15 protein-coding genes are annotated in these 15776 nt (G+C 68.4%); 7 read left to right on the top strand and 8 right to left on the bottom strand.

Annotated features, from left to right (window positions below):
- Nucleotides 1-18 precede the first annotated feature (18 nt).
- Together AC3WJT_RS14720 and AC3WJT_RS14715 are read right to left on the bottom strand one after the other, a co-directional pair.
- On the bottom strand, nucleotides 19-1092 hold the full coding sequence (locus tag AC3WJT_RS14720; protein ID WP_492343886.1) for a zinc-binding dehydrogenase: 1074 nt from the start codon (nucleotides 1090-1092) through the stop codon (nucleotides 19-21).
- A gap of 68 nt (nucleotides 1093-1160) precedes the next feature.
- Complete coding sequence (locus tag AC3WJT_RS14715) at nucleotides 1161-1790, bottom strand: HAD hydrolase-like protein (RefSeq protein ID WP_492343885.1); 630 nt, start codon at nucleotides 1788-1790, stop codon at nucleotides 1161-1163.
- A gap of 103 nt (nucleotides 1791-1893) precedes the next feature.
- Here AC3WJT_RS14715 and fabD point away from each other — a divergent pair, with 103 nt between their 5' ends.
- The 7 genes from fabD to gmk all read left to right on the top strand — a co-directional run bounded on the left by fabD (nucleotide 1894) and on the right by gmk (nucleotide 8013).
- Nucleotides 1894-2838 carry an ACP S-malonyltransferase gene (fabD, locus tag AC3WJT_RS14710; RefSeq protein ID WP_492343884.1) on the top strand — a complete coding sequence of 315 codons (945 nt, stop codon included), beginning with the start codon at nucleotides 1894-1896 and terminating at the stop codon, nucleotides 2836-2838.
- 127 nt (nucleotides 2839-2965) lie between these two features.
- A complete protein-coding gene (gene fabG / locus AC3WJT_RS14705) occupies nucleotides 2966-3706 on the top strand; it encodes a 3-oxoacyl-[acyl-carrier-protein] reductase (RefSeq protein WP_492343883.1) in 741 nt (246 codons plus the stop codon).
- A gap of 123 nt (nucleotides 3707-3829) precedes the next feature.
- Nucleotides 3830-4069 (top strand): acyl carrier protein, encoded by a 240-nt coding sequence (locus AC3WJT_RS14700; RefSeq protein ID WP_488900381.1) that lies wholly within the window; start codon nucleotides 3830-3832, stop codon nucleotides 4067-4069.
- 116 nt (nucleotides 4070-4185) lie between these two features.
- Complete coding sequence (gene fabF / locus AC3WJT_RS14695) at nucleotides 4186-5466, top strand: beta-ketoacyl-ACP synthase II (protein ID WP_492343882.1); 1281 nt, start codon at nucleotides 4186-4188, stop codon at nucleotides 5464-5466.
- Entirely contained in the window at nucleotides 5463-6488 is a 1026-nt protein-coding gene (gene mltG / locus AC3WJT_RS14690; RefSeq protein ID WP_492343881.1) for an endolytic transglycosylase MltG, read from the top strand. Before fabF ends, mltG begins: the two co-directional genes overlap by 4 nt.
- Entirely contained in the window at nucleotides 6489-7370 is an 882-nt protein-coding gene (locus tag AC3WJT_RS14685) for a YicC/YloC family endoribonuclease (RefSeq protein WP_492343880.1), read from the top strand.
- A complete protein-coding gene (gene gmk, locus AC3WJT_RS14680) occupies nucleotides 7360-8013 on the top strand; it encodes a guanylate kinase (RefSeq protein WP_492343879.1) in 654 nt (217 codons plus the stop codon). The genes AC3WJT_RS14685 and gmk overlap by 11 nt, the downstream gene beginning before the upstream one ends.
- A 2-nt stretch (nucleotides 8014-8015) precedes the next feature.
- On the opposite strand, the gene rsmA is transcribed toward gmk, so the two are convergent.
- The 6 genes from rsmA to lptF form a co-directional block, all read right to left on the bottom strand.
- On the bottom strand, nucleotides 8016-8828 hold the full coding sequence (gene rsmA, locus AC3WJT_RS14675; RefSeq protein WP_492343878.1) for a 16S rRNA (adenine(1518)-N(6)/adenine(1519)-N(6))-dimethyltransferase RsmA: 813 nt from the start codon (nucleotides 8826-8828) through the stop codon (nucleotides 8016-8018).
- Complete coding sequence (gene pdxA, locus AC3WJT_RS14670) at nucleotides 8825-9826, bottom strand: 4-hydroxythreonine-4-phosphate dehydrogenase PdxA (RefSeq protein WP_492343877.1); 1002 nt, start codon at nucleotides 9824-9826, stop codon at nucleotides 8825-8827. The genes rsmA and pdxA overlap by 4 nt, the downstream gene beginning before the upstream one ends.
- Complete coding sequence (locus AC3WJT_RS14665; protein WP_492343876.1) at nucleotides 9823-11139, bottom strand: peptidylprolyl isomerase; 1317 nt, start codon at nucleotides 11137-11139, stop codon at nucleotides 9823-9825. Before AC3WJT_RS14665 ends, pdxA begins: the two co-directional genes overlap by 4 nt.
- A 77-nt stretch (nucleotides 11140-11216) precedes the next feature.
- Nucleotides 11217-13481, bottom strand: coding sequence for an LPS-assembly protein LptD (locus AC3WJT_RS14660; protein ID WP_492343875.1), 2265 nt, complete (start codon nucleotides 13479-13481; stop codon nucleotides 11217-11219).
- A complete protein-coding gene (lptG, locus tag AC3WJT_RS14655; RefSeq protein ID WP_492343874.1) occupies nucleotides 13478-14626 on the bottom strand; it encodes an LPS export ABC transporter permease LptG in 1149 nt (382 codons plus the stop codon). Before lptG ends, AC3WJT_RS14660 begins: the two co-directional genes overlap by 4 nt.
- Nucleotides 14623-15768 carry an LPS export ABC transporter permease LptF gene (gene lptF / locus AC3WJT_RS14650; RefSeq protein ID WP_492343873.1) on the bottom strand — a complete coding sequence of 382 codons (1146 nt, stop codon included), beginning with the start codon at nucleotides 15766-15768 and terminating at the stop codon, nucleotides 14623-14625. The genes lptG and lptF overlap by 4 nt, the downstream gene beginning before the upstream one ends.
- Nucleotides 15769-15776: the final 8 nt, after the last annotated feature.

Genomic DNA, 15776 nt, shown 5'->3' with positions numbered 1-15776 from the left:
GTGCTCATTTCGGACAGGTCAGCGCCCGGGCTCCACCAGAATCTTCACGTTCGACTCCGGATTGCCCAAATCGCTGAAGGCCTGGGCGACTCCGTCCAGACCAACCTTCGCGGTGATCAAGGGTTCCACATTCAGCCGCCCTTCGGCGATATCATTCAGCGTCTGGGCGAATTCGTCAGGCTGATAGCCCAGCACGAACCGCAAATCGAGTTGCTTGTTGATCGCCAGGGACGGCTCGATCTTGTCGGGCTCCATGCAGACGCCGGCGACGATGATCTGGGCCTTGGGCGGGCAGCCCTCGATCACGCTTTGCAGCACGCCCGGCGCGCCGACGCATTCGAAGACCACGGGGCGGCCGAACGATACGCCGCCGAAGATCGCCGCGCGCATGCCGTCCATCGTCGCGGGAACGCCGAAGTCGCCCCATTTCGTGTGCGGACCGGTCAGCGCCGGATCGACGACGACATCGGCGCCCATCGCCTCCGCGGCAGCCCGGCGACGGGGTGAGAAGTCCGCCGCGATGATCGGGCCGTGCCCGCGCGCCTTGAGAGCGGCGATGACCGCCAGACCGACCGGACCGCAACCGAGCACCAGCGAAACCGAGTTGTTGTCCAGCGCGGCGCTGGCGACGGCGTGAACGCCCACGGCCATCGGCTCGGTCAGGGCGGCATGGTCGGTGGAGAGGCCGTTCGGCACCTCCAGCAGCAGGCCTTCGGTCAGGATCATCCGTTCGGCGAAGCCGCCGACATACTTGTTGGAGTAGCCGATGGCGTCGAACCCGTCCGGGCCCATGTTGATCGGCATCGAGACGACCCGCGTCCCGGCCTTGAACCGGTTCGCGCCGGGTCCGCCTTCAAGCACCTCGGCGCAGAATTCGTGTCCGAAGACGATGTCCTTCTTCGGGTCCATCCCGCCGGTGGCGCCGGCGCGCCGGCCCATTTCGACCATGTGGTCCAGGTAGTGGAGGGCGTGCAGGTCCGATCCACAGATGCCGCAGGCGAGCGTCTTGACCCGCACCTGACCGGGGCCGGGATCACGCTCCTCGACCACGTCGCAGACCAGTGCTCCGTTACGCCTGATGACCGCCCGCATGACCACTCTCCCTGGGTTTTTTGTCAGCCTAGGGGATGCCGCAGCGGCAACGCCAGAGGCGCCGGCGCTCAGACCAGTTGCGCGACGATATCGGCGGGTGTGGCGAACACGTGATCCGGCGACTGGGCCTTGAGGGCTTCGGGCGCGGTATAGCCCCAGCAGACGACGCCGACGCCCAGACCGACGTCGCGCGCCGCGTCGATGTCGCGGATCTCGTCACCGATGCTCAGGGCCTGCGCCGCGGCGACGCCATGGGTCTTCAGCACGCGCCTGAACTTGCTGGCCTTGCCGAACACCGAGGCGCCGCAGGCGAACTGTGAGACCAGGCCGCTCAGCTCCTCGCCGAGCACCACACGGATGTTGGCTTCGGTGTTGGAACTGACCACCGCCAGCTTTACGCCGGCCGCGTGCAGGCCGCGCAGAACCTCGGCCGCGCCGTCGAACATGCGGATCGAGGCGGCGTCCTGCGCCATGAGCTTGTGAAAGTGCGCCGCGATCATCGGCATCTTCAGCGCCGGAAGCTTCTGGACCTTCATCAGCTCGCGCGCGCTCAGGTGGCGCAGGGTGTCGAGCCGGCTCCGGTCGACCTTCAGGTAGCCGAATTTGTCGGCCATGGCGTCGGACGTGTCGAGGAACCACCCCATGGTGTCGCCAAGGGTTCCGTCGAAGTCGAAGATCACGAGTTTATAGGCGGGCACGCGGTGAGTCCTGAACCGATGCCATGAGATAGACCGGGAAGGTTGCCCGCCGCCAGCCTTTCGCCTAACCGTGCCCGCCGTAATCGAACCGACAGGAGCGGCCATGAGCCTCGCCTTTATCTTTCCCGGCCAGGGCAGTCAGGCCGTCGGCATGGGAGCCGAGCTGGCTGAAGCCTTCGCCAGCGCCCGCGAAGTGTTCCAGGAAGTCGACGACGCGCTGTCGCAGAAACTCTCGGTGTTGATGCGTGAAGGTCCGGATACGGACCTGACCCTGACCGAGAACGCCCAGCCCGCCCTGATGGCCGTCAGCATGGCCGTGATGCGCACGCTGGAGAAGGAAATGGGCGTGCCGGTCGAGAAGGCCGCCTTCGTCGCCGGCCATTCGCTGGGCGAATACGCGGCGCTGGCCGCCGCCGGCGCGATCAGCCTGTCGGACACCGCCCGCCTGCTGAAGCTGCGCGGCCAGGCCATGCAGCGAGCGGTGCCGGTGGGGCAGGGCGCGATGGCGTCGCTGATCGGACCGAAGACCGACGTCGCCCTGGCTGAAGCCGCCGCCGCCGCCGGCGCCGAGGTCGGCGTCTGTGTCGTGGCCAACGACAACAACAATGGCAACGTGGTCATCTCCGGCGACCGGGCCGGGGTCGACCGCGCGATCGAAAAGGCCAAGGAACTGGGCGCCCGCGCCATTCCGCTGAACGTCTCCGCGCCGTTCCACTGCCCGCTGATGCAGCCGGCGGCCGACGAGATGGCCGCCGCCCTGGCCGCCGCGACGATCATCGCGCCGCGCGCGCCGCTGGTGGCCAATGTCACCGCCCGCCCGACCCTGGACCCGGAGGCGATCCGCCGGATGCTGGTCGAACAGGTCACCGGCCGGGTGCGCTGGCGCGAAAGCATGGAGTGGATGGCCGGGGAGGGCGGGGTGACCCGCTTCGCCGAGGCCGGCGCCGGCAAGGTCCTGTCCGGCATGGCCAAGCGCATCGCCCCCGACGCCGAAGCCACGCCGCTGAACACGCCGGCCGACCTGGAAGCGTTCGCCAAGTCGCTTTAGCCCTCCTGTCCGCTCATCCCGGCGAAGGCCGGGACCCAGCCTTTTTTCCGAAGGGGCGGGGGAATGCGGTTAGGAGACACAAACAAACCTGGGTCCCGGCCTTCGCCGGGATGAGCGGGAGAAGAAAATGTTCGACCTCACCGGCAAGACCGCCCTCGTCACCGGCGCCACAGGCGGCATCGGCGGCTCCATCGCCCGGGCCCTGCATGCCCAGGGCGCGCACGTGATCCTGTCCGGCACGCGCGAAGCGGCGCTGGAGAGCCTGTCCGCGGAACTGGGCGAGCGCACCAGCGCGGTGACCGCCAACCTCTCCGATTCGGCCAGCGTCGACGGTCTGATCGCCGCGGCAGAGGCGGCCTCGGGCAAGGATCTGGACATTCTGGTCGCCAACGCCGGTATCACCCGCGACGGCCTGATGCTGCGGATGAAGGACGACGACTGGGAACAGGTCATCAAGGTGAACCTCGAATCCTATTTCCGCCTGTCGCGCGCCGCCCTGCGCGGGATGATGAAACGCCGCTGGGGCCGGATCATCGGAATCACCTCGGTCGTCGGCGTCACCGGAAACCCCGGCCAGGCCAACTATGCCGCGTCCAAGGCCGGCATGATCGGCTTCTCCAAGGCTCTGGCCCAGGAAGTGGCCAGTCGTAACGTGACGGTGAACACCGTGGCGCCGGGCTTCATCGCCAGCCCGATGACCGACGAGCTCAATGAGGCGCAACGCGAGGCCATCCTTGGGAAAATCCCCACCGGCCGGCTCGGCTCGGGCGATGATGTCGCCGCCGCCTGCGTCTATCTGGCCAGCCAGGAAGGCGCCTATGTCACCGGTCAGACCTTGCACGTGAACGGCGGCATGGCGATGATCTGACGACCGCCATGGTTCGTCGGCTGGCCGCTGGCCTCACCGAATGGAACATGGTAGCGAAGCCCCCGATTTCCCGTGACCGCTTCGGCGGCGGGACCACTAAAGACCTAAAGAGGACCAGAACGAATGTCCGACATTCTCGAGCGTGTGCGTAAGATCGTCATCGAGCATCTCGACGCCGATCCCGAGAAGGTCACCGAGAAGGCGAGCTTCATCGATGACCTGGGCGCCGACAGCCTCGACAACGTCGAGCTGGTGATGGCTTTCGAGGAAGAATTCGACATCGAAATTCCCGACGACGCCGCTGAGCACATCCAGACGGTCGGCGACGCCGTGAAGTTCATCTCGGAAAAAGTCGGCGGTTGATCCGCAGACCCTTTTCCGGTCGATTCACCGCCGCGCGGTGTCGGGTCCGCCCGACGCGCGCGGCGGCTTCGTTTTGAGCTGACCCCCGGGCCTGAGCGGGGCAAGGAGTTGATCCCATGCGGCGTGTCGTCGTCACTGGCCTTGGCCTCCTGACCCCCCTGGGGAACGGCGTAGAGGTTTCCTGGAAGGCCATTCTGGCCGGAAAGTCCGGCGCCGGCCGGATCACCACGTTCGATCCCGAGGAATACGGCTGCCAGATCGCCTTCGAGGTGCCGCGCGTCGATGGCCGCGGCGGCGGCGGGCCCGACATCGAGGGTTCGTTCAACCCCGACGACACGATGGCCCCCAAGGACCAGCGCAAGGTCGACGACTTCATCCTCTACGCCATGGCGGCGGCCGATGAGGCCGTGAAGGACGCCGGGCTGGACGATACCGACGAAGAGACGAAGCTGCGCACCGGCGTGATCATCGGCTCGGGCATCGGCGGCCTGGCGCGGATCGCCGAGACGTCGCTCGAACTGCGCGACAAGGGCCCCCGCCGGATCAGCCCGTTCTTCATCCCCTCGGCCCTGATCAACCTGGCGTCGGGCCAGGTCTCCATCCGCTATGGCTTCAAGGGCCCGAACCACTCGGTGGTCACCGCCTGCGCCACCGGCGCCCACGCGATCGGCGACGCGGCCCGGATGATCAAGTACGGCGACGCCGACATCATGGTCGCCGGCGGCGCCGAGGCGGCGATCTGCCCGATCGGCATCGCCGGCTTCATCGCCTGCCGCGCCATGGCCACCGACTTCAACGACCGTCCCGAGGCGGCCTCGCGACCCTATGACAAGGATCGCGGCGGTTTCGTCATGGGCGAGGGCGCCGGCATCCTGGTGCTGGAAGAGTACGAGCACGCGAAGGCGCGCGGGGCGAAGATCTACGCCGAAGTGGCGGGCTACGGCCTGTCGGGCGACGCCTACCACATCACCGCGCCGTCCGAGGACGGCGAGGGCGGCTTCCGCGCCATGACCGCGGCGCTGAAGGACTCCGGCCTGACGGCGAGCGACATCGACTACGTCAACGCCCACGGCACCTCGACCATGGCCGACGGCCTTGAGCTCGGCGCGGTCACCCGTCTGCTCGGCGATCATGCGAAGAACGTGGCCATGTCCTCGACCAAGTCGATGACCGGCCACCTGCTCGGCGCGGCCGGCGCGGTGGAGGGGATCTTCTCGATCCTGGCCCTGCGCGACCAGATCGCGCCGCCGACGATCAACCTCGATAACCCCGAGTTCGAGACGCCGATCGACCTTGTCCCGCACAAGGCGAAACCGATGGTCATCAACGCCGCGATGTCCAACAGCTTCGGCTTCGGCGGCACCAACGCCTGTGTGATCTTCAAGAAGGCGTCGTGAGCCGTAAAGCGTCCAGACCTGCCGGCCTGAGCCTGATGCGCCGCCTGCTGATCATGGCGATGAGCGCCTTCGCCACGCTGTCGCTGGCGCTCGTCGTCGTGGCGGTCTGGGCGGTGTGGAGCTATCGCGGTCCCGGACCGGCGACGACGGACGGCCAACCCGCCGTCGTCATGCTCCGCAAGGGCGCCGGGCTCAACGAGATCGCCGCCTCGCTCGAACGGGCGAAGGTGGTTCGCTCCAGCGCCATCTTCATCGCCGCGGCCCAGGTCACCGGCTCGGCGCGGGGTCTCAAGGCCGGCGAATACGAGTTCCCCTCGAAGGCGCCGATGTCGCGCGTCCTCGGCGACATCCGCGCCGGCAGGATCGTCCGCCACCAGGTGACCATCCCCGAGGGGATCACCGTCGAGATGGCGATCGACATCCTCAACAAGGAAGACGCTCTGACCGGCGTCGCCCCGACGCCGCCTGAGGGCTCGATCCTGCCCGAAACATACGACTACCAGCGGGGCGAGGACCGCGCGGCGGTGCTGCAGCGGATGATGGACGCCCGCGACAAGTTGCTGGCGACCCTCTGGGCCAAGCGCAAGGCCGGCCTGCCGATCAGCACGCCGGAAGAGGCCGTGATCCTGGCCTCCATCGTCGAGAAGGAGACCGGGGTCGCCAGCGAGCGCCCGCAGGTCGCCTCGGTGTTCGTCAACCGGCTGATGAAAGGCATGCGGCTGGAGAGCGATCCGACGATCATCTACGGCATCACCAAGGGCCGCCCGCTGGGACGCCGCATCTTCCTGTCCGAGCTGAAGGCGCCGACCCCCTACAACACCTACGCCATCGAGGGGCTGCCGCCGACGCCGATCGCCAATCCGGGCCGAGCCTCGCTGGCGGCCGTCCTCGATCCGCCCGCCACCGACTACATCTTCTTCGTCGCCGACGGCAGCGGCGGCCACGCCTTCGCCGCGACCTACGAAGAGCACCAGCGCAATGTCGAGAAGTGGCGCGCCTGGCGCGCCCGGACGGGCAAGTAGGTGGCGCTGTCGGGTATGACCGGGTTCGCCCGTGTCGAAGGAGCCGAAGGGGCCTGGTCCTGGGCTGTCGAGGCCCGCTCCGTGAACGGCCGCAACCTCGACGTCCGCTTCCGCGGCCCGCCGGGGTTCGATCTGCTGGAAAAGGGCGTGCGCGACGGCGCCCAGGCCCGGTTCCAGCGGGGACAGGTCAATGTCGGCCTGCAGGCCAAACGCGCCGAGTCCACGGTCACTGTGTCGGTCAACGTCGAACAGATGGACCGCTACCTCGCCTTGCTCGAACCGCTGGTGAAGTCCGGCCGGGCCCAGCCGCCTACGGCGGACGGGCTGCTGGCCCTGCGCGGGGTGCTGGAGGCTGTCGACGCCGAGGATGATCCCGCCGTCCGCGAGGCGGTGGAACAGGCCATGGCGACGAGCCTGCTGGCGGCGCTGGACGCGCTGCGCGCCTCGCGCCTGTCGGAAGGCGCGGCCCTGACCCCGGTGCTGACCGGACAGGTCGACCGGATCGCCGAGCTTGTGGCCGCCGCAGAGTCCGTGGCCGCCGGCCAGCCGGCCGTGATCCGTGACCGCTTCGCCCGCCGGCTGAAGGAACTGGCCGGAGAGGCTGCGTCCGAAGAGCGGATCATTCAGGAGGCCGCGGCCCAGGCCGTAAAGGCCGATGTCCGCGAAGAGCTCGACCGGCTCGCCGCCCACGTCGCCTCGGCGCGGGGGCTGCTGGTTGCGGACGCCGCCGCCGGTCGCCGCCTCGACTTCCTGACCCAGGAATTCATGCGCGAGGCCAACACCCTCTGTTCGAAATCGGCGACGCCGGCCTTGACCGCCATCGGCCTCGACCTCAAAGCGGTGATCGAGCAGTTCCGCGAGCAGGTGCAGAATGTCGAGTGAAGAACCCCGCAAGACACGGGGTCTGATGCTGATGATCGTGGCGCCGTCGGGCGTGGGCAAGACCTCGCTGACCCGCCGCCTTGTGGCCGACCATTCGGACCTGCACCTGTCGATCTCGGCGACCACGCGTAAGCCGCGTCCCGGCGAGCACGAGGGCCGCGACTACCACTTCGTCGACCGGCCGGAGTTCGACCGGATGATCGAGGCCGATGACTTCCTCGAGTGGGCCGAGGTCTACGGCAACCGCTACGGCAGCCCGCGCGCGCCGATTATGGATGCGCTGGCGCGCGGCGAAAGCACCCTGTTCGACATCGACTATCACGGTGCGATGAAGATCCACGCCCAGGCGCCGGAAGACTCGGTGCTGGTCTACATCCTGCCGCCCTCGCTGGCGGAGATGAGCCGTCGCCTGCTGGCCCGTTCGCAGGACAGCCAGGAGGTCATCCGCGAGCGGATTTCCCGCGCCAAGGACGAGCTGGTCCAGTGGGAGACGTTCGACTACGTCGTGCTCAACGAGGACTTCGACCGCGCGTATGCGGACCTCGCCCACATCTACCACGCCGAACGCCGCAAGGCCGCGCGCAACCTCTGGATCGCGCCGTTCGTGGACGAGCTGCTGGCCGAGGAACTGCCGAAGCTTTAGGGTTACAAGGCCCGCGCCAGGGCGAGAAACCCTGCCACCGGAACCGTTTCCGCCCGGACGTTCGGATCAATTCCGGCTTTCACGCACAGCGCCTCGCCGCCGAGCACCTTGAGGCTCGAGCGCAGCATCTTGCGGCGCTGGCCGAAGGCTGCCGCGGTGACTTTTTCCAGCGCCGCGATCTCCGCCGTCGACGGCGGCGTCGCCAGCGGGTCCAGCCGCACCACGGCAGAGGACACCTTGGGCGGCGGGGTGAAGGCGCGAGGGGGCAGGTCCATGACGACCTTCGCCTGGCACAACGCCTGGCAGATGACGCCCAGCCGTCCATAAGCGTCGTCGTTCACCGGCGCGGCGATGCGGTCGGCGACTTCCTTCTGGAACATCAGGGTCATGGAGACGGGGCGCCACTTGCCGGTCAGCCATTTGATCAGCAGCGGCGTGCCGACGTTGTAGGGGAGGTTTGAGACGACATGGCCGGCGCCTGCGGCCAGCGCCGCCTCATCGACCTTCAGGGCGTCGGCCTCGACCAGCGTCAGGCGGCCGTCAGCGGCGTCCGCCAGTTCGTTCAGCAGCGGCAGGAAGCGGGCGTCCTTCTCGACGGCGATCACCCGCGCGCCGGCCTCCAGCAGGGCGCGCGTGAGGCCGCCGGGGCCAGGGCCGACCTCGATGACCGTCTCGCCGTCCAGCGGCCCGGCGAGGCGCGCGATCTTGCGGGTGATATTCAGGTCCAGCAGGAAGTGCTGGCCGAAGCTCTTGTCCGCCAGCAAGCCATGTTCGCTGAGGCTGTCGCGCAGGGGGGGCAGGTCTGCGAGGCTCATGCGCGCCGCTCCGCGATCTGCGCGGCCAGGCGGATGGCCGCGATCAGGCTGTCGGCCCGGGCGAGGCCGCGTCCGGCGATGTCGAACCCGGTGCCGTGGTCGGGCGAGGTGCGCACGATCGACAGGCCGAGGGTGACGTTCACCCCGCCCCAGAAGTCGAGCATCTTCACCGGGATCAGCGCCTGGTCATGGTACATGCAGAGGGCGGCGTCATAGCCGGCGCGCGCTTCGGCGTGGAACAGGCTGTCGGCGGGCAGGGGACCCCGGACATCGACGCCGAGGTCCCTCAGCGCCCGGGCGGCGGGTTGCAGGATGTCGATCTCCTCCCGGCCGATCTCGCCCGATTCGCCGGCATGCGGATTGAGGCCGCACAGAACCAGGCGCGGCGCGGCGATACCGAAGTCCCGCTTGAGCGCCCCGAAGGTCACCAGGCCGGTGTTCACAACCCCCTCGACCGTCAGCAGTCCCGGGACGGCCGACAGCGGCGCGTGAATGGTCGCCAGCGCCACCCGCAGGTCCGCGGCGACCAGCATCATCACTGGCCCCTTGGGGCCGTCATGATCGCTGGCGGCCGTCAGGTCGGCGAGGAACTCTGTATGGCCCGGAAAGCGGAACCCGGCGGCGTAGAGCGGAGCCTTGGCGATGGGCGCCGTGACCAGGCCGCTGACCGCGCCGGTCAGGGCCAGGGCGGCGCCGGTTTCGATCCAGCGGATGACGGTCCCGCCGTTGGCTGGATTGGGCTGTCCGGCGACGACCGACGCGGCCAGGGGGATGTCGAGCACCGGGATGGCGGAGGAGAACGCCTTCAGGGCGTCTTCCGGTCCCGTAACGGTTCGGATCGGAGCAGGCGTTCCAGGCGCCGAGGCCAGGGCCTGGGCGTCGCCGACCACCATGAAGGCCGGTCCCTGATCGCGCAGGGCGCGCCACGCCTTGACCGTGATTTCCGGACCGATCCCGGCGGGATCGCCCAGACTCAGGGCCAGAGGCGCCGTCGTCACCGTGTCTCGATGGTCGCGCTGGTGCGCAGGTCGCGCAGGATCCGCTTGGAGATGTTCGACAGCTGAACGCTCATCAGGCGCGCTTCGACCTGTTCGGGCGTGGGCAGTTGCGCGCCGCTGGCGCGACGCCCGCAGACCATCACCAGGTGAAGACCGAGCGGCGTGCGGATCGCTTGCGACAGTTGACCGTCCGGCGTGGAGGCGATCGCTTGCTGGAATCCTTCAGCCAGGCCGGTGACTTCGGCTTCGCCCAGATCGCCGGCCAGAACGGCGGGTTCGGCCCCGGCCTTGGCTTCGAGGTCCGCGCAGCCGGTCACCTGTGACCGCAGGCCTTCGAGCGTATTGGCGGCCGCCTGGACCTGTTCGGGGGAGGCGTCTTCGGGCAGGGGCGCGGCGATCTGCTTCAGCGTGACCATCTGCACGCTTGAGCCGGAGCGCTTCTCACGCAGGAAAATGATGTAGACGCCGTCGCGCGTGGCGATCGGGGGCGAAAGCTGGCCGGGTCCCATCTGCTCCAGCACGCTGTCGACCTCGGTCGGCATCTCGCCGGCGCCGATCCAGCCGGCGTCGCCGCCGTTCGCAGCGGTCGGGGAGGACGAGAACTGACGCGCGACGGCCGGGAACGGGGCGCCCTGCTGCATCTGGTCGATCAGCGTCTGGGCGCCCTGATAGGCGACCTGCATCCCGCCGACGCGGTTGGCGTCGATGTAGACTTCGCTGATCTGGTACTGCGGCTTGCTCGCCTGGGCGGCCAGGCGGTCCAGCGTCGCCTTGATCTGGTCGCGGCCGATCCGCAGGCGGCTGCGGAAGCGGCCGCTGATATAGCCTTGCCAGCTGATCTCGGCGCGCAGCTGAGCGCGCAGCGTTTCGGGACCGATGCCGGCGGCGCGCAGCTGCGCCACGAGCTGCTCGGCGGTCATGTTGTTGGCGCCGCGGGCCATGTCGGCGACCGCTTCGTCGACATCGGCGTCGGAGGCGATGATCTCGATCTTGTTCTCGCGCTCGACGCGGCGCAGCTCCTGGATCTCCAGTCGCTCCTCGATCAGCCCGCGCAGCGCCTCGCGCTGCAGCTGCGGCAGATTCTCCTGGGTCGGCTGCATGCCGGCCGTCAGGACCAGAAGCCGCATGCGCTGGACGAGGTCATAGGTCGAGACAATGTCGTCGTTGACGATGGCCGCGACGCTTTCAGACACCGTCGGAAGGGGTGCGGCCGGCACGGAGGGCGCCACGGGCGCGGGCGCGTCCTGTCCGTGCGCCACGGGAGCGAGGCTCAGGCTGAAAACGGCAGCCGCCGCCATAGCCAAGCCCGTCATGCTGCTCGCCGGCTTCATCAATCTGGTCGTTCCCTTGAGTGTCTGGCCCGCCGAAAACGCAAGGGCCTGGCCGAATTTCATTGCCTGTAGCCTTTATCGCCCAATGTGGCGAGCGTTAGGCGCAGGATCACCGAGTCCGTCGGACCCAGCGTGCGGTTGTAGGTTTCCTCGTGCACCCAGACGACCGCCAGGTCGATACAATCGTCGCGGTAAAGCGCGCCAAATTCCTGCCGCCGCCAGACGTCGTTTTCAACGTCGCGTACGCCGGCGAAGGTCACGCCCCAGTTGCCGGCGATCATCACTTCGCCGGCGAAGTCGACATCCTCGCGCTGGACTCCGGTGATGTCCTGGTTGTCGCGCAGGTAGCGAACAAAGCCCGTCGCCCGGTTGAAGTCGACGTTCACGCCCACTTCCATCCGCCGCAGGTCCCAGTTGTTGGCGTCGAACCGCGCGCGGGTGAAGAAGTTCAGGCCGTCGACCGGGCCGCCGTCAGCGGCCACGATCCAGTCAGAGGACTTCGGCTGCAGGCCGCTGCGCGCCGGGAACTGCGGATCCGGCTCGCGACGGAAACTGCGCCCGACCAGCAGGCTCAGATTGCGTCCGTCGTCATAGAGCAGCGTCGCCCGGGCGCCGACGTTGACCCGCTGGCCGCCCTCGTAGAGGTCGAAGCCCGGAAACTTGTTGGCCGTCAGGAGGTTGGTCTCGTCGAACTCGAGCACCGAGCTGTCTTCGTTGGCGATCAGCGGATTGGGATCGCTGTCCGGGGACAGCGCCACCTGCAGCAGCGGTTCCAGCACGATGGTCCGGTCGCCGTCCCGACGATAGAGCGGGTAGCTGACGTCCACCCCGACGACGCCCACGGCCCGGCTGATACTGGCGTCCTCGCCCAGATTCGGCGGCGGCAGGTCGCTGACGTTGAAGAGATCGCCGCGGGCTTCGGCGAACGGCGACAGCCGCAGCCCGCCCGGCATGGTGATGGTGGCGCGCCAGTCGACTCCGGCCGACGCCCGGGCGCTGTCGGCGCCGGGTTGCGCGGCCACGAACTGCGACTGTTCACGGGTCAGGCCGACGGCCCGTCCCCGGGCGCGCAGGCGGCCGCCGAAGACCGGCCCGACGGGCTCCCAGTACCCTTCGACCAGCGGCGCGATGTTCGGGAAGGTGCGATCGTTGTCGCCCGGTCGCAGGCCCTGGACGCTGACAGCGGCGATGCTGAAGTAGGACCGCTCGTCCTGCCGCACCGCATAGACCTGCGAAGTCAGGCGCCGGTCGCCGGTCTGGACCAGGCCCCGCTGCGCGTAGATGTCGCTGATGTCGTACTTGTCGAAGATCAGGTCTTCGGACGCCCGCTCGGCGGTGAAGCCCCAGCGCCAGTGCTCGGACAGATCGAATGCGCCGTCCGCGAGGACGTAGCTGCGCGAGGTCAGATCGCCGATCCGGTCGCCATCGCCGTCGAGGTCGTTCTCGTAGGTGTAGCCGAAGCGGGCGTTGATCTGCCCCGAGCTGAAGCGCCGGCGCCACTGGAGGTTCAGGAACGGGTTCACCCGGGTGTTCAGCTGCGGGCTGATGACCAGGTCTTCCGACGGCGAGATGATCCAGGCGTAGGGCTGTTCGTAGGAGAGGCCCCGGCGGTCCGAGGCGACGATTTTAGGCGGCAGCAGGCCCGACTTGCGCTCGGCGCTGGGATCCGGATGCCAGAACACCGGCGCATAGAACACCGGCACGCCGAACATCTCGATGACGGCGTTGCGATAGTAGATGATCTGCTTGTCGCGATCCTGGATCACCTTGTCGGCCCGGATCGACCAGGACGGCGGCCGCGCGGGGTCTTCGACGCAGATTTCGCAGGGCGTGTAGATCGCCTTGTCCAGCTCGTTGACCGCATCGCTTCGGCGAACGGCGGTGGCGGCGGCGATCTTCACATTGTTGGCCAGGCGCGCGGAGAAGCCCTGGGCCACGCCGGACCGCAGTTCCTCATCCAGAACCATCATGTCGGCAAAGGTCACAGCGCCGGACGGATCGATCACCACGACCTTCTCACGCGCCGTGATGACGCCGGAGCTGATGTCGTAGAGCAGGTTGCCGGCGCGCAGGGTCCGGCCGCGATAGCGAACCTCGACGTCGCCGGTCGCTGTCACGGTGTTGGCGGCGTCATCCTGCACCAGCAGGTCAGCCTCAAGGTAGAAGCCCTGCTCGCCGAGACCATCGTCCTCGACGGGCGTGGCGGCCGGAATCGTCGTCGCCGCGGCGTCCTGGGCCATCGCCGGCGCCCAGACAGCCAGAGCCATCAGCGCGCCGCCGGCGAACAGGCCGGCGCGTCCCGCATGGCGACGGACAGGGCTCATGTGGCGTTCTTTCTCACGACGGTTCGGCCTCGGACGATTCCCCCGTCCTCCGTATAGCAAAGCAGGGTCAGGCCCGATAACAGCGCCAGCATCGGCGGCGCCCATGCGGCGGCGAAGGCCGGCAGGATGTCCGCCTTGCCGAGCGCGCCGCAGAACTGGTTGAAGAAGAAGAAGATGAACCCGAGCGCCACGCCTGACGCGGCCAGCGCCGCCAGGCCGCCCAGCCGCATAAGGCGCAGGGAGAAGGCCGCCGCCAGCACCGACAGCGCCGCATAGAGCAGTGGCGTGGCCAGCAACTGGTGCAGGCGCAGCCGATAGGGCAGGGCGGAGAAGCCGGCTGCCTCCGAGGCGCGGATCGTCGCCGGGAGCCGCCAGAAGGCAATCGCGTCCGGGGTCGTGAACCGCTCGATCGCCGCCTGCTCGTCGAGCGTCGAGGGAATCGACAGGGTTTCGGACCGCACCGAGCCCGCGCCCGGCGCCGCCTCGCGTACGCCGCTCAGACGCCAGTAGCCGGGCATCAGACGCGCCTCCTCAGCCTCGAGGCGGCGCGAGAATTCCAGGCCGCCATTGGGGGTGACGCGGTAGATGAACATCGAGACGTCTTTGAGGCGCACCGTGCCGTTGACCTCATCGTGCGAGCGGGCGCGGATCACCACCTGCGACGTCGCATCGCCCTGGCGCAGCCAGGTGTTCTTGGCGGTGGACGTCTGGAACTCCGAGGTGATCGCGGTGCGGGACTGCTCGAACGCCGCGCCGAGCATGGCCGCCAGCGGGTTCAGCGCCGAGACGGTCACCGCGCCGACCACGAAGGCCGCAGCCGCCGCGGGAAGGATGAACCGCCAGGCCGACACGCCGGCCGCGCGCATGGCGATCAGCTCGCTGCGCCGGTTTAGGCCGACAAAGGCCGCCAACGTGCCGAACAGGAAGGCGAACGGCAGCAGGGTCAGGATGGTCGACGGCGCCTTCAGCAGGGTCAGCCACAGCAGGCGCGGGAAGCCCGCGTCGCCCCGTCCGCCGACCGTGCGCGATACCTCGACGAAGTCGATCAGCAGGATCACCGCGCCGATGACGGCGAGCGCCCCCGCCACCCCGGCCAGCGTGCGCGTCAGGACATAGCGTTCGAGGCGTCCGATCCCCTGGCTCATGTGGTCGCGCTCCGGGTTCGGGCGCCGACGAAAGGCAGCCATTCCCGCCAGCCCGAGCGGCGCTCGACCCGCCGGAACAGCTGACCGAAGGCCCAGATCGCGGTGAAGGTGGGGATGAGATACTGCGCCACGTTCAGCCAGGGCGTATCCTCGCAGGCCGACTGCACGGCGAAGCCGACGATCCGGATCAGCGCCGCCGCGGCGCCGGCCACGGCGATTCTTCGTCCATAGCCCAGACGGCTGAAACTCGAGCCCAGCACGGCCGCGCAAGCCATGGCCATGAAGGCGATGCTGTAGAGCGGCGAGGCCAGCCTGGCATGGCCCTCGGCCAGCAGCTTGTCCTGGTTCTTGCGCTCGTAGGATCGCGACAGGTCGGGGAACAGGAGTTCGTGGAGGTAGCGGTCGGAGGCCTCGTAGGTGACGCCGCTGCGGGTGTTCAGGAACGGCGTCAGATCGAGGGCGTACTCCTCGAACGACAGGTAGTTCAGCACGCCCGTGCTGGAGAACTCCTGGTTCGAACCGCTGCGCATGATCAGCACCGGGCGGCCTTCACGATAGGTGATCCGGCCTTCCTTCGCCGTGTAGGTGGTCGCGCCGCCCTTTTCCGTCCGGTGGTGGATGAAGAGGTTCTTGATCAGACCGTCGCTCTCGACCGTCTGGCCATAGACCGTCAGGCGCGGCGCGGGCTCGGTGAATTCTCCCTCGCGAACCAGCGTCGCGGCCAGATCGGTCTTGGCGGCGTAGAAGATCTCGCGCATCGCCCGGTAGGCGGCAGGCTGGACCCAGAGGTTGATCGTCAGTCCGACCAGGGTGGCCATCACCGCGAGCCGCAGCCCCGGCGAGACAACGCGCCAGCGGCTCATGCCGGCGGCGTAACAGACCACCAGCTCATGCTCCGCATGCAGGCGGTTCAGCCCGACCAGCGCGGCGACGAACACCGCGATCGGCAGAATCAGGTTCAGCAACTGCGGCATCGCCAGGACGATGACCTTGACGAACACCCAGGCTGTCTGGCGCTGCTCGATGATGATGTCGAGCTGGCCCAGGCTCTGGCTGAGCAGGCCGACAGCGCCCAGCGCCGCCGCTGCGAGCAGCGTCGGGGCCAAAAGCTGGCGGAACAGATAGCGCTCGATAAGACGCATCGCGGGGG

Source organism: Caulobacter sp. FW305-C-30-S16, from assembly GCF_058783025.1.
Note: the sequence above shows the minus strand (reverse complement) of the source record. Positions and strands in the feature narration are given on the sequence as shown.

Bases quoted from the DNA above. Each gene is read 5' to 3' on its own strand.
- AC3WJT_RS14660 (WP_492343875.1), bottom strand. From the start codon at position 13,481: ATGAGCCCTGTCCGTCGCCATGCGGGACGCGCCGGCCTGTTCGCCGGC.
- rsmA (WP_492343878.1), bottom strand. From the start codon at position 8,828: ATGAGCCTCGCAGACCTGCCCCCCCTGCGCGACAGCCTCAGCGAACAT.
- gmk (WP_492343879.1), top strand. From the start codon at position 7,360: ATGTCGAGTGAAGAACCCCGCAAGACACGGGGTCTGATGCTGATGATC.
- lptG (WP_492343874.1), bottom strand. From the start codon at position 14,626: ATGAGCCAGGGGATCGGACGCCTCGAACGCTATGTCCTGACGCGCACG.
- fabD (WP_492343884.1), top strand. From the start codon at position 1,894: ATGAGCCTCGCCTTTATCTTTCCCGGCCAGGGCAGTCAGGCCGTCGGC.
- lptF (WP_492343873.1), bottom strand. From the start codon at position 15,768: ATGCGTCTTATCGAGCGCTATCTGTTCCGCCAGCTTTTGGCCCCGACG.
- fabF (WP_492343882.1), top strand. From the start codon at position 4,186: ATGCGGCGTGTCGTCGTCACTGGCCTTGGCCTCCTGACCCCCCTGGGG.
- AC3WJT_RS14700 (WP_488900381.1), top strand. From the start codon at position 3,830: ATGTCCGACATTCTCGAGCGTGTGCGTAAGATCGTCATCGAGCATCTC.
- fabG (WP_492343883.1), top strand. From the start codon at position 2,966: ATGTTCGACCTCACCGGCAAGACCGCCCTCGTCACCGGCGCCACAGGC.
- AC3WJT_RS14665 (WP_492343876.1), bottom strand. From the start codon at position 11,139: ATGACGGGCTTGGCTATGGCGGCGGCTGCCGTTTTCAGCCTGAGCCTC.
- AC3WJT_RS14720 (WP_492343886.1), bottom strand. From the start codon at position 1,092: ATGCGGGCGGTCATCAGGCGTAACGGAGCACTGGTCTGCGACGTGGTC.